Annotated in this window: 22 protein-coding genes; 15 read left to right on the top strand and 7 right to left on the bottom strand. The window is 68.6% G+C overall.

Going from position 1 to position 22,397, the window contains the following annotated elements:
• Window positions 1–121: 121 nt before the first annotated feature.
• The 3 genes from FGL98_RS22945 to FGL98_RS22935 all read right to left on the bottom strand — a co-directional run bounded on the left by FGL98_RS22945 (window position 122) and on the right by FGL98_RS22935 (window position 2,229).
• Entirely contained in the window at window positions 122–475 is a 354-nt protein-coding gene (locus FGL98_RS22945) for a transcriptional regulator (protein WP_222432358.1), read from the bottom strand.
• Window positions 453–926, bottom strand: a complete 474-nt coding sequence (locus FGL98_RS22940; RefSeq protein WP_146320881.1) for a hypothetical protein — start codon at window positions 924–926, stop codon at window positions 453–455. The genes FGL98_RS22945 and FGL98_RS22940 overlap by 23 nt, the downstream gene beginning before the upstream one ends.
• Window positions 927–1,353: 427 nt before the next feature.
• Window positions 1,354–2,229: a ZIP family metal transporter gene (locus FGL98_RS22935; protein WP_146320879.1), complete on the bottom strand. Its 876-nt coding sequence runs from the start codon at window positions 2,227–2,229 to the stop codon at window positions 1,354–1,356.
• Window positions 2,230–2,591: 362 nt separating this feature from the next.
• On the opposite strand from FGL98_RS22935, the gene FGL98_RS22930 reads away from it, so the two are divergent.
• A complete protein-coding gene (locus FGL98_RS22930; RefSeq protein ID WP_222432357.1) occupies window positions 2,592–2,948 on the top strand; it encodes a TraR/DksA family transcriptional regulator in 357 nt (118 codons plus the stop codon).
• Window positions 2,949–3,196: 248 nt separating this feature from the next.
• The gene (locus tag FGL98_RS22925) at window positions 3,197–3,418 is read left to right on the top strand and encodes a hypothetical protein (RefSeq protein ID WP_146320877.1); all 222 of its coding nucleotides are present in this window, start codon (window positions 3,197–3,199) and stop codon (window positions 3,416–3,418) included.
• A 137-nt stretch (window positions 3,419–3,555) separates the two neighbouring features.
• Here the strand turns inward: FGL98_RS22925 and FGL98_RS22920 are convergent, their stop codons facing one another.
• Window positions 3,556–5,019 carry a GuaB1 family IMP dehydrogenase-related protein gene (locus FGL98_RS22920; RefSeq protein ID WP_146320875.1) on the bottom strand — a complete coding sequence of 488 codons (1,464 nt, stop codon included), beginning with the start codon at window positions 5,017–5,019 and terminating at the stop codon, window positions 3,556–3,558.
• A 49-nt stretch (window positions 5,020–5,068) separates the two neighbouring features.
• Between FGL98_RS22920 and FGL98_RS22915 the strand changes: the two genes are divergently transcribed.
• Together FGL98_RS22915 and FGL98_RS22910 are read left to right on the top strand one after the other, a co-directional pair.
• A complete protein-coding gene (locus FGL98_RS22915; RefSeq protein WP_146320873.1) occupies window positions 5,069–5,734 on the top strand; it encodes an MBL fold metallo-hydrolase in 666 nt (221 codons plus the stop codon).
• Between the two features lie 123 nt (window positions 5,735–5,857).
• Window positions 5,858–7,012 (top strand): lipid II:glycine glycyltransferase FemX, encoded by a 1,155-nt coding sequence (locus FGL98_RS22910; protein ID WP_186526338.1) that lies wholly within the window; start codon window positions 5,858–5,860, stop codon window positions 7,010–7,012.
• Window positions 7,013–7,341: 329 nt separating this feature from the next.
• Here the strand turns inward: FGL98_RS22910 and ppgK are convergent, their stop codons facing one another.
• Together ppgK and map are read right to left on the bottom strand one after the other, a co-directional pair.
• Window positions 7,342–8,124 (bottom strand): polyphosphate--glucose phosphotransferase, encoded by a 783-nt coding sequence (gene ppgK, locus FGL98_RS22905; protein ID WP_146320871.1) that lies wholly within the window; start codon window positions 8,122–8,124, stop codon window positions 7,342–7,344.
• A 29-nt stretch (window positions 8,125–8,153) separates the two neighbouring features.
• Window positions 8,154–9,017, bottom strand: a complete 864-nt coding sequence (map, locus tag FGL98_RS22900) for a type I methionyl aminopeptidase (RefSeq protein WP_146320869.1) — start codon at window positions 9,015–9,017, stop codon at window positions 8,154–8,156.
• Between the two features lie 90 nt (window positions 9,018–9,107).
• On the opposite strand from map, the gene FGL98_RS22895 reads away from it, so the two are divergent.
• Entirely contained in the window at window positions 9,108–10,328 is a 1,221-nt protein-coding gene (locus FGL98_RS22895) for an MFS transporter (RefSeq protein ID WP_146320867.1), read from the top strand.
• A 68-nt stretch (window positions 10,329–10,396) separates the two neighbouring features.
• Here the strand turns inward: FGL98_RS22895 and panB are convergent, their stop codons facing one another.
• On the bottom strand, window positions 10,397–11,266 hold the full coding sequence (gene panB / locus FGL98_RS22890; RefSeq protein WP_146320865.1) for a 3-methyl-2-oxobutanoate hydroxymethyltransferase: 870 nt from the start codon (window positions 11,264–11,266) through the stop codon (window positions 10,397–10,399).
• A 54-nt stretch (window positions 11,267–11,320) separates the two neighbouring features.
• Between panB and FGL98_RS22885 the strand changes: the two genes are divergently transcribed.
• The 10 genes from FGL98_RS22885 (at window position 11,321) to FGL98_RS22840 (ending at window position 22,173) form a co-directional block, all read left to right on the top strand.
• Entirely contained in the window at window positions 11,321–12,658 is a 1,338-nt protein-coding gene (locus tag FGL98_RS22885) for a glutamine synthetase family protein (RefSeq protein ID WP_146320863.1), read from the top strand.
• Window positions 12,655–15,666 (top strand): bifunctional [glutamine synthetase] adenylyltransferase/[glutamine synthetase]-adenylyl-L-tyrosine phosphorylase, encoded by a 3,012-nt coding sequence (locus tag FGL98_RS22880; protein ID WP_146320861.1) that lies wholly within the window; start codon window positions 12,655–12,657, stop codon window positions 15,664–15,666. Before FGL98_RS22885 ends, FGL98_RS22880 begins: the two co-directional genes overlap by 4 nt.
• A gap of 60 nt (window positions 15,667–15,726) precedes the next feature.
• Window positions 15,727–17,088 (top strand): histidinol dehydrogenase, encoded by a 1,362-nt coding sequence (gene hisD, locus FGL98_RS22875; RefSeq protein WP_146320859.1) that lies wholly within the window; start codon window positions 15,727–15,729, stop codon window positions 17,086–17,088.
• Window positions 17,085–18,206 carry a histidinol-phosphate transaminase gene (locus FGL98_RS22870; RefSeq protein WP_146320857.1) on the top strand — a complete coding sequence of 374 codons (1,122 nt, stop codon included), beginning with the start codon at window positions 17,085–17,087 and terminating at the stop codon, window positions 18,204–18,206. The genes hisD and FGL98_RS22870 overlap by 4 nt, the downstream gene beginning before the upstream one ends.
• Window positions 18,203–18,826, top strand: coding sequence for an imidazoleglycerol-phosphate dehydratase HisB (hisB, locus tag FGL98_RS22865; RefSeq protein ID WP_146320855.1), 624 nt, complete (start codon window positions 18,203–18,205; stop codon window positions 18,824–18,826). The genes FGL98_RS22870 and hisB overlap by 4 nt, the downstream gene beginning before the upstream one ends.
• A 2-nt stretch (window positions 18,827–18,828) precedes the next feature.
• Window positions 18,829–19,437 (top strand): hypothetical protein, encoded by a 609-nt coding sequence (locus tag FGL98_RS22860; RefSeq protein WP_146320853.1) that lies wholly within the window; start codon window positions 18,829–18,831, stop codon window positions 19,435–19,437.
• Window positions 19,434–20,069 carry an imidazole glycerol phosphate synthase subunit HisH gene (gene hisH / locus FGL98_RS22855; RefSeq protein ID WP_146320851.1) on the top strand — a complete coding sequence of 212 codons (636 nt, stop codon included), beginning with the start codon at window positions 19,434–19,436 and terminating at the stop codon, window positions 20,067–20,069. The genes FGL98_RS22860 and hisH overlap by 4 nt, the downstream gene beginning before the upstream one ends.
• A gap of 35 nt (window positions 20,070–20,104) precedes the next feature.
• A complete protein-coding gene (gene priA / locus FGL98_RS22850; protein WP_146320849.1) occupies window positions 20,105–20,923 on the top strand; it encodes a bifunctional 1-(5-phosphoribosyl)-5-((5-phosphoribosylamino)methylideneamino)imidazole-4-carboxamide isomerase/phosphoribosylanthranilate isomerase PriA in 819 nt (272 codons plus the stop codon).
• Window positions 20,920–21,654, top strand: a complete 735-nt coding sequence (locus FGL98_RS22845) for an SseB family protein (protein WP_146320847.1) — start codon at window positions 20,920–20,922, stop codon at window positions 21,652–21,654. The genes priA and FGL98_RS22845 overlap by 4 nt, the downstream gene beginning before the upstream one ends.
• Window positions 21,655–21,735: 81 nt before the next feature.
• Window positions 21,736–22,173 carry a Fur family transcriptional regulator gene (locus FGL98_RS22840; RefSeq protein ID WP_146320845.1) on the top strand — a complete coding sequence of 146 codons (438 nt, stop codon included), beginning with the start codon at window positions 21,736–21,738 and terminating at the stop codon, window positions 22,171–22,173.
• The last annotated feature ends 224 nt before the right edge of the window (window positions 22,174–22,397 follow it).

Below are 22,397 nucleotides of genomic sequence, written 5' to 3'. Positions count from 1 at the left end.
GCAGGCACAGGCCCTCCCGGTGATGTTGGCGAGTCTCGACAACCCGTCTTTTACCGGGGCCTGTGCCTGCTTCGCTGCGTGACACGCCGCAATGACCGCGCCTATCCGCGGAATCTCTTAGTCAGGCCGAGAAGTCGGGCGTGCGGCGCTCGGGATCGGCGGACACATCGGAGAACCCCACGGCAATGCGCCGAAGTTCTTCGATGTGACCGTCGAATGCGTGCCTGCCAGCTGGTGTCTGCCTGACCCAAGTGAGCCGGCGCGCGTCGGACCGGGTTGGCGATGCAGCCTTCGTCATCGAAATGTAACCGGCATCGACAAGTACCCTCAGGTTCTTGGACAACGTAGCGTCGCTGGTCCCGAGGGTGTCCCGAAGCACCGCGAAGTCGATCTCGTCCAGATGACGAAGTAACCCGCAGATGCGTAGCCGGATGGCGGCGTGGATCGTGTCATTAAACGCTGGCCGAATGACCACGACTCAGGTTCTCTCGGTATAGACAATCGAACCGTCGTCCTCCGACTTGCACCATGAGGAAGGACGCCGCCGCCGGGGCGAGCACCCACCACGCGCTCATCGAGGCCGCCAGACCGAACGACACGCTCAGCAGGACAAGGGTCGCTACCAGCAGTCCCGCAATGAGCAGGCCACCACGTAACCCTGCTCGCCCAACTCGCACTCCCGAGAGCCGTTGGTACCCGAGCAGCAAAACAAGTGTGCTGGCGATGAGGACTCCCACGAGCGCGTTGCGCGGCTCGTCTGCCCGGATAGCGGGCGTGGCTATGAAGCCGGCAACGAGGAGTGCGCACACGGGATAGAGCCACCAGGGGGCAGCGAGCCGGCTGGCCAGGCACGCCCGGTCGGAGTCCAGTTCACGAAGGACCTGTTGGGCCTGCGCAGCAGGGCTGGGTGATGGTCCAGAAGGCATTTCACTTTCCATAGAGGCAACACAATCACTTTCCGATAATGCAAGTCAAGAGGGTGGGGCGGCTCATTGAACCAACGACCCAGATGGGTCGGCTCGAGATGCAAACGCCTCTGTAAAGACCCGGCCTGTCACCATGCTCCGCGGAAGGATCTTGATCAAGCATTGCCCGGTAGGGTCGAACGCGAGGATCTGCCCGTCGCCCGAGGTCATCTCGCCGGATTGACCACGCGCGCAGGCATGTTGCACCGTCGCTCTCTCATAGGGATGCCGCTGACGACACTGCCTCGGCCACGACGGGTGGCGTCGCTGACGTGAGCGGGCACGTCATGATGAACGAGGTTGCGGACCTTGGTGCGGTCCCGGAGCCAATCAGCGCCGATGACCGCACGGTACGGGTTACTCGCAGCAGGGCGATGCGCTCTCGGGATCAGGCGCCACCGGCCGAGACGACGGCGTCGGTGATGAAGCCGGCCAGGATGCCAAGCAGCAGGCCGTATGCCACCAGGTCGCCGCGGCGGGCGCGGGCGGCGATGCCGAGCAGCTGCGCAATGACGTAGACGATGGAGCCGGCAGCGAGGGTCAGGAACACGACGCTGACCGGTTCGGAGGTGAAGCTGTGCCCGATCGCGGTGCCGACAAAGGTGGGTCCGCCGCCGATCGCCGCCATCGTCAGTAGGAAGCCCCATCCGGGCCGGGAGTCGACGCCGTCGGGCTCGGAGTTGGCGGCCAGGGGCGCGATGATGCCGAAGCCTTCGGTGGCATTGTGCAGGGCAAAGCCGATGACCAGCACCGTGGCCAGCGCGATCGCGTTGCTGGCGGCCGCCTGACCGATCGCCAGGCCCTCGGCGAAGTTGTGCAGTCCGATGCCGACGGCAATGAGCAACGAGAGCCGGCGAGCCGGTGACCAGGTGGAGACGCGGTAGGCGCCGCGGGTCCGGCGCGTGGCGCTCATCGCTCCGGGCCCGACGTGCAGGGGAGTTGCTCGGGCGCGGCTGGCCATGAATCGGTCGTAGCCGACCAGGCCGAGCAGGCCGGCCGCAAGACCACCGGCGAACAGGCCGCCATAGCCGAGCACCGGCCCGATCCCGCCCCGCCGGTCGTGAAGGTCGCCCAGGGCAGTGTCGATCGGCTCCCACGCAGCGGACAGTACGTCCCAGAAGAGGAACATCAGCACACCGACCGCGGTGGCGTTGAGGAATACCCGCAACCCCGGCACGGGCCGGCGAAGCCGCCCGACCGGTAGGCCGAGGATGATGGTCACACCGGCGATGAAACCCAGGATGAGCGTGGTGGACAGACTCACCTCGCGCCACCTCCTTCATGATAGGTAAGGCATACCTATCACGACCACGAGTGTCGCGCCAAACTCCGGTCGCCCACGACATGCCACGCCCGCACCCGGACAGAACAACAGACTATGTCTGCACGAATGCATGTGCAGGTGTCATGATCCTCCCCATCGAGGGTCACCATCTCGCATGTGGGTGACCCACGGATCAGCGTCCTCGAGACGGACGCCCACCGTCTGGTCGCGCTCGGTGCAACCCAGCTCACCGAATCGAACCGAGCCCGATGGAGCCTGGTCACATCACGATGCGCGATCCGGAGGTCAACGAGCTATGCCTCGACTAACTCCTTGCACCGTTCCCGACGTAGGCTCGCGACGTGCACGATGTGCAGGATGCGCTGCGAGCCAGGCGTGAGGTGGCTCTCGAACGCCTGGCTGCGCTGACGAGTGAGCGAGCCCGGATCATCGACGCCTCCCGCGACGACAATGCCGATGACGAGCACGACCCCGAGGGTGCGACGATCGCCTGGGATCGGGAGCAGACCACGGCCCTCGTCCAGTCCACCAGCGCCCAGCTGCAGCAGATTGATCTGGCCCTGGCGCGCATCGCTGATGGCTGGGACGGATCCTGCCACGTATGCGGGAAGCCGATCGGTCACGAGCGACTCCTGGCGCGCCCGGCCACCGATCAATGCATCGCCTGCGCCGAACGGCCTGGGCGGTCGGGCCGTTGAAGACGAATTGCTCGCGTACGCAGATCGGTGCCCCGCGCGCCCATCCGCAGCGGGGTCGGCTCCGAACTCCTCACATCTTGCCTTCGGGTGCCTTTCCCAGAGAAGGCCGAGTCATGACGACCATGTCGCAGGATCTGCACAGCCCCACCGCCAGGCAGGCCGGACCGATGCCCCGCTCCATGACGACCTGGCTGCTCGACGGCCCTGCTGTGCGCTCGCCGTGACGGTTGCTGGCCGCCATCGGTGCCGTGAGCGATGCCGTGGCACATATCCCGGTGATCGAGATGCACCTCAGCGAGGCGCCCTACATCGGTGTCGGGTTCGTGCTGCTGACGATCGCCGGACTCATTCTCGGCATGCTGCTGCTGGTCGCCGACACTCCGGCCGGATGGGTGTCCACCCTGGTGGTCGGTCCTCGCCCTGGTGGGATACTTCCTCAGCCGCACCGTAGGACTGCCTCAGATCGGTGACGACATCGGCAACTGGGGAGAACCGCTAGGGATCATCGCCATCATCGCCATCATCACCGAGGCGATGATGCTCCTCACCGCAGCGTTGCAGCTTGGCCGGCCACGGCAGGACTGATGCCGCCGCCCGGCGACGCTGCTCAGCTCCAGGAGGTTTCGCGCGGACGTCCTTCGTCATAACCGCTCGCGCTCTGCACGCCGACCAGCGCACGTTGGTGGAACTCGGCGATGCTTCGGGCACCGGCATAGGTGAAGCTGGACCGCACGCCGGCGATGATGGAGTCGATCAGGTCCTCCACGCCTGGGCGCTCGGGGTCCAGGAACATCTTGGACGCGGAAATACCCTCCTCGAAGAGCGCGGATCGGGCGCGGGCGAACGCATCCTGGCCCTGGGTGCGGTTGCGCACCGCGCGCGCCGAAGCCATCCCGAACGACTCCTTGTAGAGGCGGCCGTCGGGCGTGCGACCCAGGTCGCCGGGGCTCTCCCAGGTGCCCGCGAACCACGAGCCGATCATCACGCTGCCGGCACCGGCAGCCAGGGCAAGGGCCACGTCGCGCGGGTACTTCACGCCGCCGTCCGCCCAAACTTGTGCGCCGAGGTCCGTTGCCGCTCCGGAGCATTCGAGCACGGCAGAGAACTGCGGCCGGCCCACTCCGGTCATCATCCGGGTGGTGCACATCGCGCCGGGACCAACTCCCACCTTGATGATGTCGGCGCCGGCCTCCACGAGATCGGCGACGCCGGCAGCGGTGACCACGTTGCCCGCGGCGATCGGCACCTGGGCACCGCCCGCAGCGACGTGGGCCTCTCGCGCCGCGCACACCTGTCGAAGCGCGTCGATCATCTTGTCCTGATGGCCGTGCGCGGTGTCGACGACAAGCACGTCGGCCCGTGCCTCGAGCATGGCCTTCGCCTTGGCGGCGACGTCCCCGTTGATGCCGATTGCGGCGCCGATGCGCAGGTGGCCGGCGGCGTCGACCGCCGGCTCATAGATCGCCGACCGCAAGATGCCCTTGCGCGTCAGCACGCCGGCCAGCGAGCCCTCCGAGGTCACCACCGGCGCCAGGTCCAGATGGGCCGAGGTGAGCTTCTCGAAGGTCTCGTCGAGATCGGCGTCGTCGCCGACGGTGAACAGGTCACTGGTCATCACCTGGCCGACCTCGGCGAAACGGTCCACCTCGAGGCAGTGCCGCTCCGTGATGATGCCGACCGGGCCGCCGCCGTCATCGACGACCACAGCGGCACGGTGCGCCCGCTTGTTCATCAGTGCCAGCACGCTGGACACCGGTGCTTCCGGGCCAATGGTGACGGGGGTCTCGAAGACCGGATGGCAGGCCTTCACCTGGCTGATGGTGTCGCGCACGACCTGCACCGGGATGTCCTGCGGCAGAACAGCGATGGCGCCGCGACGGGCGACGGTCTCGGCCATTCGGCGTCCCGAGATGGCGGTCATGTTCGCCACCACCAGCGGCAGGGTCGTGCCGGTGCCGTCGGAGGTCGCCAGGTCGACGTCCAACCGGCTGGTCACCGACGATCGTGACGGGGCCATGAAGACGTCGTTGTAGGTCAGGTCGTATGCGGGTCGCTCACCGAGGAACTTCACGCCAGTGATCGTACGATGCCCGGCGAGGTCCCGGCGTACGGTGGCCTCTATGCAGATCACTCACCTTGGGCACTCCTGTCTCCTCGTCGAGGCCGCCGGCAGCCGCATGCTGCTGGACCCGGGCACGTTCTCCGACTTCGCGGGCCTCACGCAGCTGGACGCCGTGCTTATCACCCACCAGCATCCGGACCACCTTGACCTGGCGAAGTTTCCGGCGCTGCTCGAGGCGAATCCCGCTGCGGTGGTCCACGCCGACCCGCAGACGGCCGAGCTGCTGAAGAAGCACGAGATCCTGGCCAGGGCCACAGCGGCGGGGGAGTCGTTCACCATCGGTGACGTCGAGATCACCCCGGCCGGCAGCCAGCACGCCGTCATCCACGAGTACCTCGACCGGATCGGCAACGTCGGGCTGCTGCTGACCGCGCCCGGCGAACCGAGCCTCTTCCACCCCGGCGACGCCCTGGACGCTCAGCCGGACGGTGATGTCGACCTGCTTGCGGTGCCCGTCAACGCACCCTGGGGCGCGATCAAGGAGACGATCGCCTTCATCCGCAGAATCCGCCCCCACGTGGTCATCCCGATCCACGACGCGCTGCTGAACGAGGTCGGACGGGCGGGCTACCTCCAGCACATCAGCGGGTTCGGCCTGGACGGCGGTGTCGACGTGCGCGACCTGGTCGACGGGCAGCCTGCCGACTTCTCCGAGATCGGCTGAGCGCCGGGCAGGCACGGGAGTATGCCGGGTGCCCCGCTCACCACGCGGTGCCCGCCGAACGGATACCCTGCCCCGCATGGATGCAACCCCGCACGGCCGCTTGCTGATCTCCGGTGACTCACGATGAGCGGCCTGCGCGTGACACCCTGCCACGACCAAGGCGAGTGGGACCGGCTGGTGAACGACGCCGGCGGCCATCCGCTGCAGCTGTGGGGGTGGGGCGAGCTGAAGTCCCGTTACGAGTGGAGCGCCCAGCGGTTGCTCGTCCATGACGGTGACCGGCTTGTGGGCTCGGCTCAGGTGCTGCTGCGCAAGCTGCCCGTACCCTTCCGGTCGCTGGCCTACGTCCCACGCGGGCCGCAGGCCGGGCAGGAGGACCGCGCCCGCGTCTGCGCCGCGCTCGCCGACCATCTGAAGGCCGTCGACAAGCCGATCGCCCTGACCATCGAGCCGGACTGGGCGCAGCCGTTCTCGCCCCTGGACAAGGGTGTCTCCGACGAGCAGCTCGCCGCGGATCTCGCCGCGCCGCCGACCGGATGGCTGGCCGACCTGCGGTCCCAGGGCTTCGTCCGCAGCGACAACACCGGCCTGATCCCGCGGACCCTCGTCGTCGACGTGACGCGTGACGAAGATGCAATTATGCAAGAACTCAGCTCTTCGACGCGGCAGAACGTGCGCAAGTCCTTCCGGGCGAAGGACGTTCGGTTCGGTGAGGTCACCACTGACGCCGACCTGCAGCAGGTGCTGGAGATCAACAAGGAGACCGGGCGACGCGCCGAGTTCGCGGTCCACTCCGACGACTACCACCGCGGCATCCGCGATCTGATGGGTCCCGCGTCGCAGCTGATCGCGGCGTGGGAAGGCGACGAAGTTGTGGCGTTCGTCTGGCTCGTGGTCTCCGGCCGCACGGCATTCGAGCTGTATGGCGGGGTCAGCTCGCGTGGGATGAAGCTGCGCCTCAACTACGGGCTGAAGTTCCATGCCATGACCCACGTCAAGGCGCAGGGAGTCGAGCGTTATGACTTCAACGGCCTTCTGGGCGATGGCATCTCGGACTTCAAACGGCAGTTCGCCAAGCATGAGGACCTGCTCATCGGCACCTGGGACAAGCCGCTGTCCCCGCTGTATCCGGCGTTCGCCAAGGCGCTGCCGGTGGTCCGTCACACGCTGAAGCGCTATGTGCCCAAACTGAAGTCCGCGGCTCGCGACCCCAAGGGCACCGCGCAGGCCGCGGTCGCCGCAATCCGTGCCGCGACGACCAGTCGTTCCGAGCCGTGAGAGACGCGAAGCGCGCGTCGGCGCTCATCCCACCCGGATGACATCGGTTCGCTGCCCCGCCGTGCACGCAACCAGTTGCCGAGAACGGTCAACCCGATGCCGACCTACAGCAGCACGCCGTTGACCAGCCCGTAGGACAGGACCTGAGGTTCACTGTCCAAACGCATCTGCGGTCGAGCTTCGCCAAGCTGGACCTCGTCGATGACGGTTGCAACCATCGGCGGGTGCGCGCCGTGATCACCTGTCTGGACGCACCGCGGGCCTGCTGAGAGGGACCTATCGGGGCGCGGTCGAAAGCCCACCGGGTCAGCCCTGGATCTGCCACCCGCCTACGACGACTTGGCCTGGGCCCCCGAGGACGGGTGATTGGTCGCCTGCCAGGCCGCGCCGACGATGCCGGCGGCGTTCTGCAGCTGCGCCGCCACGATCGGTGCTCGCAGGTGCAGCAGCGGCAGGAACTTGTCCGCCTTCTTCGACACCCCACCGCCGACGACGATCAGGTCCGGCCACAAGAGGTCCTCGACATGGCTGTAGTAGCGCTGTAGCCGCTGCGCCCACTCCTGCCAGGACAGGTCGTCGCGGTCTCGTGCGCTGTCCGCCGCCTTGCGCTCGGCATCGTGCCCGTCGATCTCCAGGTGACCCAGCTCGGAGTTGCGCACCAGCGCGCCCTCGTTGAGCAGGGCCGTGCCGATCCCGGTGCCCAGCGTCGTCATGACGACCAGGCCGTCCGCATTGCGCGCGGCGCCGTAGTGCAACTCGGCGACCCCGGCGGCGTCCGCGTCGTTGAGCACGGTCACGGGGTGGCCGAGCCGCTCGCTGAGCAGCTCGTCGATGTTGGTGCCGATCCAGGAGGAGTCGATGTTGGCCGCGGTGCGCACGATGCCGTGCGTGATCACCGCGGGCAGGGTGACCCCGATCGGCTGCCCCTTGGTCTCGTCCTTGAAGTGGTCGACGATCTGCGCGATCACGTCCGCCACGGCGTCCGGGGTCGACTCCTTCGGGGTGTCGATGCGCAGTCGTTCCGCGGCAAACTCACCGGTGTCCAGGTCGACGGGGGCACCCTTGATACCGCTGCCTCCCACGTCGACTCCGAGCGGATAGGTCTTGGCCATGCGGTCCTCCTTGATAGGGGTCTTCCGGGTCACGGCAGGGTCAGGATCTCCGGGCCGGTCTCGGTGATCAAGATGGTGTGCTCGAACTGGGCGGAGCGCGCCCGGTCGGCGGTCACGACGGTCCAGTCGTCGTCCCACATCTCCCAGTCCGGGGTCCCGAGGTTGAGCATCGGCTCGACGGTGAACGTCATGCCCGGTTCGATGACGTCGTCGTAGGCGGGTGCCGCGTCGTAGTGCGGAATGACCAGCCCGGAGTGGAAGGCCTGGCCCACGCCGTGCCCGGTGTAGTCGCGCACCACACCCAGACCGAACCGGTCCGCATACTTCTCGATGACGCGGCCGATGACGTTGACCTGCCGGCCCGGTAGCGCCGCCTTGATGCCGCGCATCATCGCCTCCTGGGTGCGCTGCGCCAGCAGGCGGGACTGCTCATCGACGTTGCCGACCAGGAAGGTGGCGCAGTTGTCGCCGTGCACCCCGTCGAGGTACGCGGTCAGGTCGATCTTGACGATGTCGCCGTCCTGCAGCGGACGGTCGTCCGGGATGCCGTGACAGATGATCTCGTTGACGCTGGTGCACAGCGACTTCGGGAACCCGCGGTAGCCGAGCGTCGAGGGATAGGCGCCGTGGTCGATCACGAACTGGTGGCCGACGCGGTCGATCTGATCGGTGGTTGCACCGGGGACTGCGGCCTCGCCGGCCGCTTGCAGGGCCTGGGCCGCGATCCGGCTGGCCACCCTGATCCTCTCGATGGTCTCCGCGTCCTTGACCTCGGAGCCGGTGAACTCCCGCGGTTCCGGGCGGTCGACATACTCCGGTCGCTGGATGAGTGCGGGAACGGGCAGCCGGGGGCTGATCCGGCCCGGCTCGACGGCGGCAGTGACGGACGACATGACGTGGAGTCTAGAGTCACCCCGCAAAGTTCGCCGCTCGCATCCTCGTCCCGCGGTCCCGCTGGTCGTTGCATAGAGGAGCGAATTAACATGGGGTCAGTGAGCAGGGACAACGGCTTCGACCTGAAGTCCTTGGCCATACCCGCATACGGCCCGTCGCTGCTCTTCGGCGTCGGCGAAGGCGCCATGTTGCCGGTCGTGCCGTTGACGGCGCGTGACCTGGGCGCCTCCGTCGCGGTCGCCGCGCTCATGGTCATGATGATCAACGTCGGGTCGCTGCTGTTCAACGTCCCCTCCTCGGTGATCACCGCGCGCTACGGCGAACGGCACGCGATCATCGGGGCCTCGGCTGTCGGTGTGCTCGCGGCGATCTTGTGCCTGATCGCGTCGGACCTGCTGGTCTATGCCCTCGGAGCGTTCCTGATGGGGGTCAGCGGCTCGGTGTTCATGCTGGCTCGACAGACCTACCTGACCGAGGCGGTGCCGCCGCGCTACCGGGCCCGGGCACTGTCGACGCTCGGCGGGGTGATGCGGGTCGGCGTCTTCGCCGGACCGTTCCTCGGGGCCGCGGCGATGGAGCTGTGGTCCGTGCAGGGCGCGTATGCCGTGTGCGCCGGCGCGCTGCTGCTCGCCGGCGTGCTGGGCGCGACGATGAAGGACCTGCCGCCAAGTCCTGCCGTGGCCAGTGCCACCGAGGGGCCAACGGTGCGCGGGATTCTCAGCGAGCACCGTCGGGTCTTCCTCACGGTGGGCATGGGGGTCCTCCTGGTGGCCGCGGTGCGCGCCTCGCGTCAGGCGGTGATCCCACTGTGGGGGGAGCACATCGGGTTGTCCGCGCAGGCCGTGTCAATCGTCTACGGCATCGCCGGGGGCATCGACATGCTGGTCTTCTATCCCTCCGGCAAGGTGATGGACGTCTACGGCCGGCGCTGGGTCACGGTGCCGTCGATGCTGGTGATGGCGGCGTCGCTGCTCGTCATGCCGCTGACCGGGGGAGTGGTCACGCTCACGCTGGTGTCCTGCCTGCTCGGGTTCGGCAACGGCATCGGCTCGGGCATGGTGATGACGCTGGGCGCGGACTTCTCACCCGATGTCGGCCGGCCGCAGTTCCTCGGGATCTGGCGTGAGCTGTCCGACCTGGGCCAGACGCTCGGGCCCGCACTGCTGTCCGCAGTTACCGCCGTCGTAGCGCTAGGTGCCGGGATCATGGCTGCCGGTGCTGTCGGCCTCGGCGCGGCCGCGGTCATGTGGCGTGCGGTGCCCGCGAGCCCGAAGATCCGGCCTCCGACCACCGAGCACCAGCAGGCCTGACCAGACCACACCCGCCGAAATGTGTGCACAACTCGAGGGGGTCAGCACTCGCGGGGGTCAGGAGGGGGTCAGGACTCGAAGCTGTGCTCGGTCGCGGGGAACGTGCCGCCTTCGACATCGGCCCGGTAGGCCTGCGCCGCGCCGAGCAGCGCGCCGTGCAGGTCGGCATACCGCTTGACGAAGCGCGGCGCCTTGCCGGAGCGCAGCCCGGCCATGTCCTGCCACACCAGCACCTGCGCGTCGCAGTCCGGTCCCGCGCCGATGCCGACCGTCGGGATGCGCAGCGCCTGGGTGACCCTGGCCGCCGCAGGTGCGGGCACCATCTCGATCACGACGGAGAACGCCCCGGCATCCTCGAATGCCTGCGCCGCGGCGAGCAGCTCGTCCCCGGCCTCGGCGCGCCCCTGCACGCGGTAGCCGCCGAGGGCGTGCTCGCTCTGCGGTGTGAAGCCGACGTGCCCCATGACCGGGATCCCGGCCTGCGTGATCAGCCGAACGGTCGGCGCCATCTCGGTGCCGCCCTCGAGCTTGACGGCGTGCGCCCGCCCTTCCTTCATGAACCGCACGGCGGTCCCGAGCGCCTGCTCGGGGCTGCCCTGGTAGGAGCCGAACGGCAGATCCGCCACGACCAGGGCCTGGGGGGCGCTGGAGGTGACTGCACGCACCAACGGGATCAGCTCGTCGACGGTGACCGGCAGGGTGGTCTCATAACCGAAGACGTTGTTGCCGGCGGAGTCGCCGACCAGCAGGACCGGGATGCGGGCCTCGTTGAAGATCTCGGCGGCGTACTGGTCGTAGGCGGTGAGCATGGCCCACCGTTCGCCCCGCTCCTTCATCCGCTGCAGGTGCGTGATGCGGGTGCGTCGACGCGGCCTGGCCGACGACGCAGTCGCCGCAGCGGGGGCGCCCGATCCATAGGGCGCGGTCTCCTCAGTCATGGTTTGAGGCTATCCCGACTCGCAGATGAGCCTCCCGTAGGGCAGGATCGGTCCATGGACCGTCAGCAGGAGTTTGTGCTCAGGACCATCGAGGAACGTGACATCCGCTTCGTGCGGCTGTGGTTCACCGACGTGCTCGGCATGCTGAAGTCCGTGGCCGTGGCCCCGGCCGAGCTGGAAGAAGCCTTCGCCGAGGGAATCGGCTTCGACGGCAGCTCGATCGAGGGCCTGGCGCGGGTCTTCGAGGCCGACATGCTGGTGCTGCCCGATGCGAGCACCTTTCAGGTGCTGCCGTGGCGCGACGAGACCCCCGGAACCGCCCGGATGTTCGCCGACATCCGGCTGCCGGACGGGTCGGCCAGCCTGGCCGACCCGCGCTACGTGCTGCAGCGGGCGCTGGCGAAGGCCGCCGACAAGGGCCTGACCTTCTACACCCACCCGGAGATCGAGTTCTACCTCTTCGAGAGCAAGCTGCGACCCGATGGCCAGCCGGTCCCCGTGGACAACGCCGGGTTCTTCGACCACGTGCCACGGGGCACCGGGCACGACTTCCGCCGCGCCGCGATCTCGCTGCTGGAGAGCATGGGCATCTCCGTCGAGTTCAGCCACCACGAGGGCGGACCCGGCCAGAACGAGATCGACCTGCGGTATGCCGACGCGCTGTCCACCGCGGACAACATCATGACCTTCCGGGCGGTGGTCAAGGAGGTTGCGCTCGCGCAGGGCTACTTCGCCTCCTTCATGCCGAAGCCGTTGCAAGGCCAGCCCGGCTCCGGAATGCACACGCACGTCTCGCTGTTCGAAGGAGACCGCAACGCCTTCCACGCCGCTGGGTCGCCCTATCAGCTGTCCGAGACCGGTCGTCAGTTCATCGCCGGCATCCTGCGACATGCGGCGGAGATCACCGCGGTCACCAATCAGTGGGTCAACTCCTACAAGCGCCTCTGGGGCGGCGCCGAGGCCCCCGCGCACGTCTGCTGGGGTCACAACAACCGCAGCGCGATGGTGCGGGTGCCGATGTACAAGCCCACGAAGGGGCAGAGCACACGGGTCGAGATCCGCTCGCTGGACTCGTCGGCCAACCCCTACCTGGCGTATGCGGTGCTGCTGGCCGCCGGCATGAAGGGCATCGACGAGGGCTACCAGCTGCCGCCGGAGGCGGAGGACGACGTGTGGAGCCTCACTGACCGCGAGCGTCGGGCGATGGGCATCGACCCGCTACCGGCATCGCTGGACCACGCGATCCACCTGATGGAAGGCAGCGACCTGGTGGCGGAGACGCTCGGTGAGCACGTCTTCGAGTTCTTCCTGCGCAACAAAAAGGCCGAGTGGGCGGCATACCGCGACCAGGTCACCCACTTCGAGCTCGACCAGTACCTCTACCGACTGTGAGTGCGCAGCGCTGGCAGCACTGGCGGGGCACTTTGGTGCGCGTCGGGGTCTCCGACGCGCCGCGTGCCTTCCACCTGCTGGACGAGCTGGAGGACTGGGCGGGCAGCGAGGAGCGTTCGCTGATCACCCAGCTGTCCGAGGCCGCCGACCCGGACCGTGCCCTGCTGGGTCTGGTCCGGCTGCGTGAGGTGCTGTCGGTGAAGGAGCGCGAGGAGGTGTCCGCGCTGCTAGCGGACCCGCAGAGCGGGCGCCGGGACCGGCTGATCCGACTGCTGGGGGCATCGTCGGCGCTGGCCGACCACCTGGTGCTGCATCACGACCAGTGGCGTGACGTCGCGGCCGCCACGATCCGGTCGCGCGAAGAGCTGGTCGCCGCGCTCGCCGGCGAGGTCGGCGATGAGACCGGACCGCAGGCTTACGACGCGTTGCGGGTGGCCTATCGGCGACAGCTGGTGCAGATCGCGACGGTCGACCTGATGAACGACGCCGTCGAGGTCTTCCCCCAGGTCTCCGGTGCGCTCGCGGACCTGGCCGGCGCCGCACTGGAGGCCGCACTCGGCATCGCCCAGCGCGAGGTCGAGGGATCCGAGCAGTGCCGACTGACAATCATCGGAATGGGCAAGTGCGGCGGTCACGAGCTGAACTACATCAGCGACGTCGACGTCATCTTCGTGGCCGAGCCCGCGGACGGCGCCGACGAGGACGAGGCGCTCGCGATCGGTGCCAGGGTCGCGACCGCTGCGATGCACGCCTGCACCGACCCGACCACGGAGGGGTCGCTGTGGCAGGTCGATGCGGCGCTGCGGCCCGAGGGCAAGAACGGTCCGCTGGTGCGCACCGTGGCCAGTCACCGCGCCTACTACGAGCGCTGGGCCAAGACCTGGGAGTTCCAGGCGCTGCTCAAGGCCCGGCCCGTCGCCGGCGATGTCGAGCTGGGAGCGACCTACCTCGACTGTGTGCGGCCGATGGTGTGGGAGGCCTCCAAGCGGGAGAAGTTCGTCGAGGACGTGCAGGCCATGCGTCGCCGCGTTGAAGACAACGTGCCGCCGGATGAGGCGCCACGGCAGCTGAAGCTGGGCCACGGCGGGCTGCGCGACATCGAGTTCAGTGTGCAGCTGCTGCAGCTGGTGCACGGGCGCACCGACGAGAGCATCCGGGACCGCGGCACGCTCGCGGCGATCGAGTCACTCTCCCGGGGCGGCTATATCGGCCGGGTCGACGCCCACGAGCTCGATGGTGCCTATCGGGTGCTGCGGGTGCTGGAGCATCGCATCCAGATGTCGCGGATGCGACGCACCCACCTGATGCCGACATCGTCGGCTGAGCTGCGGAGACTCGGGCGAGCCATGGGCCACCGCAGCGCTCCGGCCGACGCGGTGGTCACGCAGTGGCGGGAGCAGGCCCGCGAGGTGCGCAGACTGCACGAGCGGTTGTTCTATCGGCCACTGCTGTCGGCGGTGGCGCGACTGAGCGACGACGACGCCCGGATGTCGCTCGAGAGTGCGCAGGACCGGCTGCAGGCTCTCGGCTTCCGGGACCCTCGCGGCGCGATCCGGCACATCGAGGCGTTGACGACCGGGGTGAGCCGGCGCGCGTCCATCCAACGCACGCTGATGCCGGTGATGCTGCAGTGGTTCGCGCACGAGGCGGACCCGGACCTTGGCCTGCTCGCCTTCCGGCGGATCAGTGACGCGCTGGGGTCGACGCACTGGTACCTCAAGATGCTCCGCGACGAAGGCAGTGCCGCCGAGACCCTGGCGAAGGTCCTGGCCAGCAGCCGGTATGTCGGGGAGATGCTCGAGCGCACTCCCTCGGCCGTGTCGCTCTTCGGCAGCACCAAGAACCTCGAGCCGCTGTCGCGAGAGCAGATCCTGACCGCCATGCAGGCCGCGGTCGACCGGCAGAGCGATGACGACGACGAGGCGGTGCTGGCCGTCCGCAGCAACCGGCGCACCGAGCTGATCCGCATCGCGATCGCCGACCTGGCCGGCGTCCTGGTCCTGGAGCAGGTGGAGGACGCGATCGTCGACCTGACCTCGGCGACCCTGCAGGCCATCTTGGACATCGCCATCCGTCACGTCGAGCGAGAGCATGGCCGGGCGCTGCAGACCCGGATCGCCATCATCGGGATGGGTCGGCTCGGCGGTGGGGAGATGGGGTATGCGAGCGACGCGGACGTGCTCTTCGTGCATGACCCGCTCGACGACGCCGACATCGAGGTCGCCAAGACGCAGGCGGGACAGGTGGTCAGCTATCTGCGCACCCGGCTGAGCGGCAGCGGCCCGGGCCCGGCGATCGAGGTGGATGCCGGGCTGCGCCCCGAGGGCAAGGCCGGCCCGATCGCGCGCACCCTCGACTCGTACGCCGCGTACTACGCCCGGTGGTCGGAGGGCTGGGAGGCTCAGGCCCTGCTGCGGGCGACTCCGGTTGCCGGAGACCCGGACCTCGGTGCGGCGTTCATCGAGCTGATCAACCCGCTGCGCTGGCCGGCGGACGGGATCAGTGAGGCGGCGCTTCGGCAGATCCGCACCCTCAAGGCCCGCATGGAGGCCGAGCGTATTCCGCGCGGCGGAGACGTCCGCAGCCACTTCAAGCTCGGGCGTGGCGGGCTGTCCGATGTGGAATGGACGGTCCAGCTGTGCCAGTTGCAGCATGCGGGGGAGACCGCGGAGCTGCGTCGCACCGGCACGATCAGCACGCTGCAGGTGATGACCGAGCACGACCTGCTGACGAGTGAGGAGGCCCTTCAGCTGCGCGAGTCGTGGTGTCTGGCCTCCCGGCTGCGCAACGCGTCGGTGCTCTGGCGCGGTCGCCCGGTCGACGCGCTGCCCAGTAGCCTCACCGACTCCGACGCGATCGCCCGGATCCTGGGCTGGCCCGCTGCCTCCGGCTACGAGCTGCACGAGCACTATCTCCGGGTGGCCCGCAAGGCGCGAGCCGTCACCGAGATGCGGTTCTACGGCACCGACCTGAGCGAGATGCGCGACAGCCACCCGAGCACGCGGTAGGCCGTTTCGTCGCATGGACGGTTGCCGCGATCACCGGCGACGCCCACCTAGACTGTGCTCGTGAACTCCCGAATCGATCTGCGCGGCGCCGCCTGGGAGTCCCTCGACTCCCGCGGACTGCGCGACACGTTGCCCCGTGCCGAGCTCGACGTCGAGGCCGCCCTCGATGTCGTCCGTCCGATCTGCGAGCGAGTGCATCATGCGGGCGTCACTGCGCTCCTGGACCTCGGTGAGCGGTTCGACAAGGTGCGGCCATCGTCGCTGCGGGTGCCGGTCGAGATCCTGCAGAGCGCATTGGAGACGCTGGACCCGCGGGTGCGCGCCGCACTGGAGGAGTCGATTCGACGCGCGCGGCTGGTCCACGTGGACCAACGTCGCACCGACACGACGACCAACGTGGCGCCCGGTGGCACCGTCACCGAGCGCTGGGTCCCGGTCAACCGAGTCGGTCTCTACGTGCCCGGCGGCCTCGCCGTCTACCCGAGCAGCGTCGTGATGAATGTCGTGCCGGCCCAGGTGGCCGGCGTGCCGTCCCTGGCTGTTGCCAGCCCCCCGCAGGCCCACAACACCGGTGTCTTCACGGGATACCCGCACCCCACGATCCTGGCCGCCTGCACGCTGCTCGGCGTGGACGAGGTGTATTCCGTGGGCGGCGCGCAGGCGGTGGCGATGTTCGCCTATGGCGCCGCCGACGAGACCGGTGCGGTCGTGTGCGAGCCGGCGTCCCTCGTGACAGGCCCCGGCAACGTGTACGTCGCGGCCGCCAAGCGGCTCCTCAAGGGGCTCATCGGCATCGACGCGGAGGCCGGGCCGACGGAGATCGCGATCCTCGCCGACGACAGCGCCGACCCCGAGCTCATCGCCGCCGACCTGATCAGCCAGGCCGAGCACGACGAGCTGGCGGCCTCGGTGCTCGTCACCGACAGCGAGGCGCTCGCCGATCGCGTGGATGAGGCCCTGAAGCGCCGCGTGCCGACCACGAAGCACAGCGACCGGGTGAGCATCGCGCTCTCCGGCAGGCAGTCCGGGACGGTCCTGGTCGACGGCCTCGACGAGGGTCTGCAGGTCGTGGACGCCTACGGCGCCGAGCACCTGGCGATCCAGACCCGTGACGCCGCCGGGGTGGCTGCCCGGGTGACGAACGCGGGCGCGATCTTCGTCGGCGACTACGCGCCGGTGAGTCTCGGCGACTATGCGGCGGGCTCCAACCACGTGCTGCCGACCGGCGGGTGTGCGTGCCACAGCAGTGGGTTGTCCGTCCAGTCGTTCCTGCGCGGCATCCACGTGGTCGACTACTCGCGTGCTGCCCTGCAGGAGGTCGCGGACACGGTCGTCACCCTGGCGAACGCCGAGGACCTCCCCGCGCACGGCGAGGCCGTCACCGCCCGGTTTGCGCCCCCAAGTCCCGCAGATGTCTCATGAGCGGGCTCCAAGACCTGCTCCGCGAAGATCTGCGGGGACACGAACCCTACGGCGCCCCACAGCTGGACGTCCCGGTGGCGCTCAACACCAACGAGTCGTCCTATGAGGTGCCGCGCACGGTCGTCGACGCGATCGTGCGGCGGGTCGGCGAGGTCGCGCCCACGCTCAACCGTTATCCCGATCGCGAGTTCGCCGCGGTCCGAGAGGCGCTCGCGGGCTACGTGACGTCGACGACCGGTTGCGCTGTCGACGCGGACCAGATCTGGGCGGCCAACGGGTCCAATGAGGTGCTGCAGCATCTGGTGCAGGCGTTCGGCGGCGCCGAACGCACGGCGCTCGGGTTCACCCCGTCGTACTCGATGCACCCGCTGATCTCGAGGGGCATGGGCATGACGTGGATCGATGGGATGCGCTCGTGCGATCCGGCGGTCTTCGACGTAAGCGCCCAACTCGCGGCGAGCCAGGCCCGCGAGGTCGACCCGCACGTGGTCTTCCTCTGCTCGCCGAACAACCCGACGGGCACCGCCCTGGCGCTGGACGTCGTCGAGGCGGTTTACGAGGCTGCACCGCACGCGATCATCGTGGTGGACGAGGCGTATGCCGAGTTCGCCCGGCCCGGCACGCCGAGCGCCCTCACGCTGCTGCCCGGTCGTGAGCGGCTGGTGGTGACCCGCACGATGTCCAAGGCGTTCGCGTTCGCCGGGGTCCGCCTCGGCTACCTGGCCGCGGACGCCGAGCTGACCAGTCTGCTGCGGCTGGTGCGACTGCCCTACCACCTGTCTGCGGTGACCCAGGCGGTCACCTGCGCGGCGTTCGAGCACACCGGCGACATGCTCGCGATGGTGGAGGCGATCAAGGGCTCCCGGGACGCCCTGGTGGCGGGACTGGATGCTCTGGGGCTCACTCCGGTGCCGAGCGACGCGAACTTCGTGCTGGTCGGTGGTTTCCCAGACGAGCGCGCGACGTGGCAGGCTCTGCTCGAGCGTGGTGTGCTGGTCCGCGATGTCGGGATCCCGCACCACCTGCGTATCACCGCGGGCACCCCCGAGGAGACGCAGGCGGTGCTGACTGCACTGCGCGAGGTGATCTCCACCCCGGCACGGAAGGATTCACGATGAGCACCTCGGATGCGCGCCAGCCGCACCGCACAGCGGAACTGCAGCGTGCGACGAAAGAGAGCAGCATCGATCTCTGGCTCGACCTGGACGGCACCGGAGAGGCGGAGGTCAGCACGGGAGTGCGGTTCTACGACCACATGCTGCTCAGCTTTGCGAAGCACAGCCTGATCGACCTGAAGGTCACCGCCAAGGGCGACATCGACGTGGACGCGCACCACACGGTCGAGGACACGGCGATCGTGCTCGGCGAGTGCGTGCGGACCGCCCTCGGTGACAAGGCGGGCATCTCGCGGTTCGGTGACGCCCTGGTGCCGTTGGACGAGGCCCTGACACAGGCCGTGGTGGACGTGGCCGGACGTCCCTACTTTGTGCATGAGGGCGAGCCCGACGGGCAGATCTACGTGATCATCGGTGGGCAGTACACCGGGTCGCTGACTCGGCACGTGCTCGAGAGCTTCGCCTTCCACGCCGGGATCGCACTGCACGTGCGACTGCTCGCCGGTCGCGACCCGCACCACATCGTGGAGTCGCAGTTCAAGGCGGTCGCCAGAGCGCTGCGCAAGGCGATCGAGCCCGATCCGAGAGTGATCGGCATACCGAGTGCGAAGGGCGCGCTCTGACAATGCCGGCCTCGACCCTGCCCGGTCTGCTGCTGCTCAGTGACGACGCCAAACGCGTGGACCTGTGGGTGCAACGAGGCGTGGTGCCGAGCTATGTCGTGCAGCTCTCCGGCTGGTCCGGGGTGGTGCCGACCGGTCCGGCTCTGGCGGACCCGCCCTACGATGACGCGCTGACGGTCCTTGCCAATGCACCTGTGCCGATGACCATGCGGAATGCCTTGGGGTTCTTTCAGATCGGTGATCGCGCGGTGATGGTGGTGCATTCGCGCAAGTGGCGCGCGCTGCCGCGCTGGCTCGTGTGGGAGCCCGATCGAGGGCTGGCCCGCGTGAACCTGCCACAGGGTCGTCCGGCAGACCTGGTGCGGGCCGCCGGCGTGGTCGACAAGGCGACGAAGTCGGTCGAGAGCATCCTGGCGGACCGCGGCTCGACCCCGTTGGACCTGCTGAGCGACGTGATCGAGGCGCTCGGGCTGCCCGGTGGCTCACTCGTGCGTGGCAACGGTGTGGGAGACGGTGATGACGCGATGCTGATCGAACCGAACCGGCGAGCAGTCAACCGTTTCGGCAGAGCCCTTCGCACGGAGCGTGACACCGGGTGGGGAGCATCGTGACGACGAGAGTCGTCGTCCTCGACTACGGCAGTGGCAACGTGCACTCGGTGGTGCGGATGCTCGAGCGGATCGGCGCCGAGGTCGAGCTCACGGCCGACCGGGATGCCGTGCTGGCCGCAGACGGGCTCTACGTGCCGGGTGTCGGCAACTTCCACGCCTGCATGACCGGCCTGCGGGCGGTGGGCGGCGACGAGCTGGTCCGCACCCGCCTGGCCGGCGGCCGTCCGGTGCTCGGGGTCTGTGTCGGCCACCAGGTGCTCTTCGAGGGCTCCGCGGAGCCGAGCGTCGGCGGCGCGGTGCCGGGCATCGGGTGCTGGACGGGATCGGTGGTCCGCCTGGAGGCATCGGTCGTTCCCCACGTGGGCTGGACCACGGTTCGAGTGCCCATCGGGTCTGTTCTCTTCGCCGGGGTCGAGCGGGAGCGGTTCTACTTCGTCCACTCGTATGCGGCGCGCGACCTTCCGGCGGCGCGGTGGCGCGACGGTGCGGCACCGCTCGTGTCCACGGCCGAGCACGGTCGCGAGTTCGTCGCGGCAGTGGAGGACGGCGCGCTGCGCGGCACCCAGTTCCACCCGGAGAAGTCCGGCGATGCGGGCGCGACACTTTTGGAGAACTGGCGAAAGTCGTTGTGACACAACACTACGAAGACGTGAAGGATGACAGGGCGATGACTGATCACACTGGGCAGGTTGGCCGACTCGAGCTGCTTCCGGCGGTTGACGTGGCCGACGGGCAGGCCGTGCAGCTCGTGCAGGGTGTCGCCGGCAGCGGCGGTCAGTTCGGAGACCCGTGGGATGCGGCAAGGGCCTGGCAGGACCAGGGAGCGGAGTGGGTGCACCTGGTCGACCTCGATGCCGCCTTCGGTCGTGGCAACAACCGGGCCCTGCTGGCGGACATCGTCGGGTGGCTGGACATCAAGGTCGAGTTGTCCGGTGGCATCCGTGACGAGGAAACGCTGCAGGCCGCGCTTGCGACCGGATGTCGCCGCGTCAATCTCGGCACTGCGGCACTCGAGGACCCGGAGTGGACCGCACGGGCGATTGCCGCCCACGGGGACCGGATCGCCGTAGGACTCGACGTGCGCGGCACCCGACTGGCAGCGCGCGGCTGGACCCGGGAAGGCGGCGACCTCTGGGAAACGCTCGAGCGCCTCGACCTCGAAGGGTGCGCCCGGTATGTCGTGACAGATGTCGCCAAGGACGGCATGTTGCAGGGGCCGAACATCGACCTGCTGCTTGACGTTTGTGAGCGCACGAAGCGTCCGGTGGTCGCCTCTGGGGGGATCTCGACGCTCGACGACCTGCGGGCACTGCGTGCGGTCGTCGACCGGGGCGTCGAGGGCGCGATTGTCGGCTCGGCGCTTTATCGCGAGGCGTTCACGCTGCCCGATGCACTCGACGTGGCGGGACGCCCTCACCCCAAGAAGTCTTCGGTCGTTCCTCCCTCAGTACTTCGCGAGGACCCCGAGAACCACCCCGGGGCGTGAGCGCACTGAACGGTGACTCGGCGGGCCAGGAGTGGTCCGGGCGCGAGCTGCACGGCACGGGTTTCGACGACGACTTCGGGGTGGCCGAGCCCACTCTTCTTGCGGCGTTGGCAGACCGAGCGAACGAGACCGCATGGATGGCCGCCCTGGCGGGTGCCCGACTCATCGTGCCGATCGTCGCGGCGCCCACCGACATCGACAACAGTGGTGACCTCGCCGTGGAGAAGTCGACGGACATGGCCGTCGTCACCCTGACCGCACCGGACGGACAGCGGGCCCTGCCGGTCTTCACGGGCCTGACGGCGCTGCAGCAGTGGGATCCGCACGCCCGCCCGTCGCCAGTGCGGGCCGCCGTCGCTGCTCAGGCCGCGGTCTCGGAGCAGTGCGAGGTGATGGTGGTGGACGTGTCGTCGCCGGGCACGGTGGCGCTTCGGCCGAGCATGGTGTGGGCGCTGGCCCAGCAGCGCGAGTGGCTGCCCGCCCACCAGGACCCCTTCGTGCGGGACGCAGTCACGGCGGCAGCCTCCGACGAACCGGATGTGCAGAGCGTGCTGTGCGAGGCCGGGGGAGCGGATGCCCTCGGGGCGCTGCGTGTCGTGCTGTCGCTCCGGCCCGGCCTGGAGCCTGACCAGGTGCAGGCACTGGCGCAGCGGGTGGGTGAGCGCATCGCCACCGACGGTGAGGCCCGCGCGCGGATAGACGCACTGGCCTTCGCGATCCGCGCCGCCTAGCCGGCTGGTTGATGAAAGGGCCGTGAAGTCGGGCGGCCAACAGTCTTGACTGATTCAAGATCACGCCCGATACTTGACGGCATGCCAGACACGATGAAGTTCGAGGAGATGCTGCGCGATGCCGGCCTGCGCGTGACGCGACCTCGGCTTGCTGTTCTGGCCGCTGTCACCGATCACCCACATGTCGACACCGGGTCGGTCATCAGTGTCGTCCGGAGCGACCTCGGCGAGGTATCGCACCAGGCGATCTACAACGTGCTGAGCGCTCTGACCGACGCGGGCCTGGTCCGCTGCATCGAGCCGGCCGGCTCAGTCGCGCGCTACGAGGCACGCGTCGGTGACAACCATCACCATGTCGTATGCCGTTCCTGCGGCGCCATCGCCGACGTCGACTGTGCCGTCGGAGATGCTCCGTGTTTGAACGCGTCCGACGGCCACGGTTTCGTGATCGACGAGGCCGAGGTCACCTACTGGGGCCTGTGCCCCAGCTGTTCCGTTCGTTCGCAAGTCGCTCGCTAGTCAGTTCCGCCAGTTCGCAAGTCCACCCTTTTTAATCCGGAAGGAATTTCATGGTTGACAACCACGAGACCCGTGAGGCCGAGCTCAACACGGACAGCCCTGGGGGGCAGTGTCCGGTCGTGCATGGGCGCGGTCTGCACCCGACCGAGGGAGAGCGTAGTTCCGGTTGGTGGCCGGGTCGGCTTAATCTGAAGTTGCTCGCGCGTAATCCTGCGGTGGCCAAC

The sequence above is a fragment of the Leekyejoonella antrihumi genome (genome assembly GCF_007845645.1).
In the GTDB taxonomy this organism is placed as follows: Bacteria; Actinomycetota; Actinomycetes; order Actinomycetales; family Dermatophilaceae; genus Leekyejoonella; species Leekyejoonella antrihumi.
Note: the sequence above shows the minus strand (reverse complement) of the source record. Positions and strands in the feature narration are given on the sequence as shown.

Bases quoted from the DNA above. Each gene is read 5' to 3' on its own strand.
- FGL98_RS22940 (WP_146320881.1), bottom strand. From the start codon at position 926: ATGCCTTCTGGACCATCACCCAGCCCTGCTGCGCAGGCCCAACAGGTC.
- FGL98_RS22915 (WP_146320873.1), top strand. From the start codon at position 5,069: ATGCAGATCACTCACCTTGGGCACTCCTGTCTCCTCGTCGAGGCCGCC.
- FGL98_RS22910 (WP_186526338.1), top strand. From the start codon at position 5,858: ATGAGCGGCCTGCGCGTGACACCCTGCCACGACCAAGGCGAGTGGGAC.
- ppgK (WP_146320871.1), bottom strand. From the start codon at position 8,124: ATGGCCAAGACCTATCCGCTCGGAGTCGACGTGGGAGGCAGCGGTATC.
- map (WP_146320869.1), bottom strand. From the start codon at position 9,017: ATGTCGTCCGTCACTGCCGCCGTCGAGCCGGGCCGGATCAGCCCCCGG.
- FGL98_RS22895 (WP_146320867.1), top strand. From the start codon at position 9,108: ATGGGGTCAGTGAGCAGGGACAACGGCTTCGACCTGAAGTCCTTGGCC.
- panB (WP_146320865.1), bottom strand. From the start codon at position 11,266: ATGACTGAGGAGACCGCGCCCTATGGATCGGGCGCCCCCGCTGCGGCG.
- FGL98_RS22885 (WP_146320863.1), top strand. From the start codon at position 11,321: ATGGACCGTCAGCAGGAGTTTGTGCTCAGGACCATCGAGGAACGTGAC.
- FGL98_RS22870 (WP_146320857.1), top strand. From the start codon at position 17,085: ATGAGCGGGCTCCAAGACCTGCTCCGCGAAGATCTGCGGGGACACGAA.
- hisB (WP_146320855.1), top strand. From the start codon at position 18,203: ATGAGCACCTCGGATGCGCGCCAGCCGCACCGCACAGCGGAACTGCAG.
- FGL98_RS22860 (WP_146320853.1), top strand. From the start codon at position 18,829: ATGCCGGCCTCGACCCTGCCCGGTCTGCTGCTGCTCAGTGACGACGCC.
- priA (WP_146320849.1), top strand. From the start codon at position 20,105: ATGACTGATCACACTGGGCAGGTTGGCCGACTCGAGCTGCTTCCGGCG.
- FGL98_RS22840 (WP_146320845.1), top strand. From the start codon at position 21,736: ATGCCAGACACGATGAAGTTCGAGGAGATGCTGCGCGATGCCGGCCTG.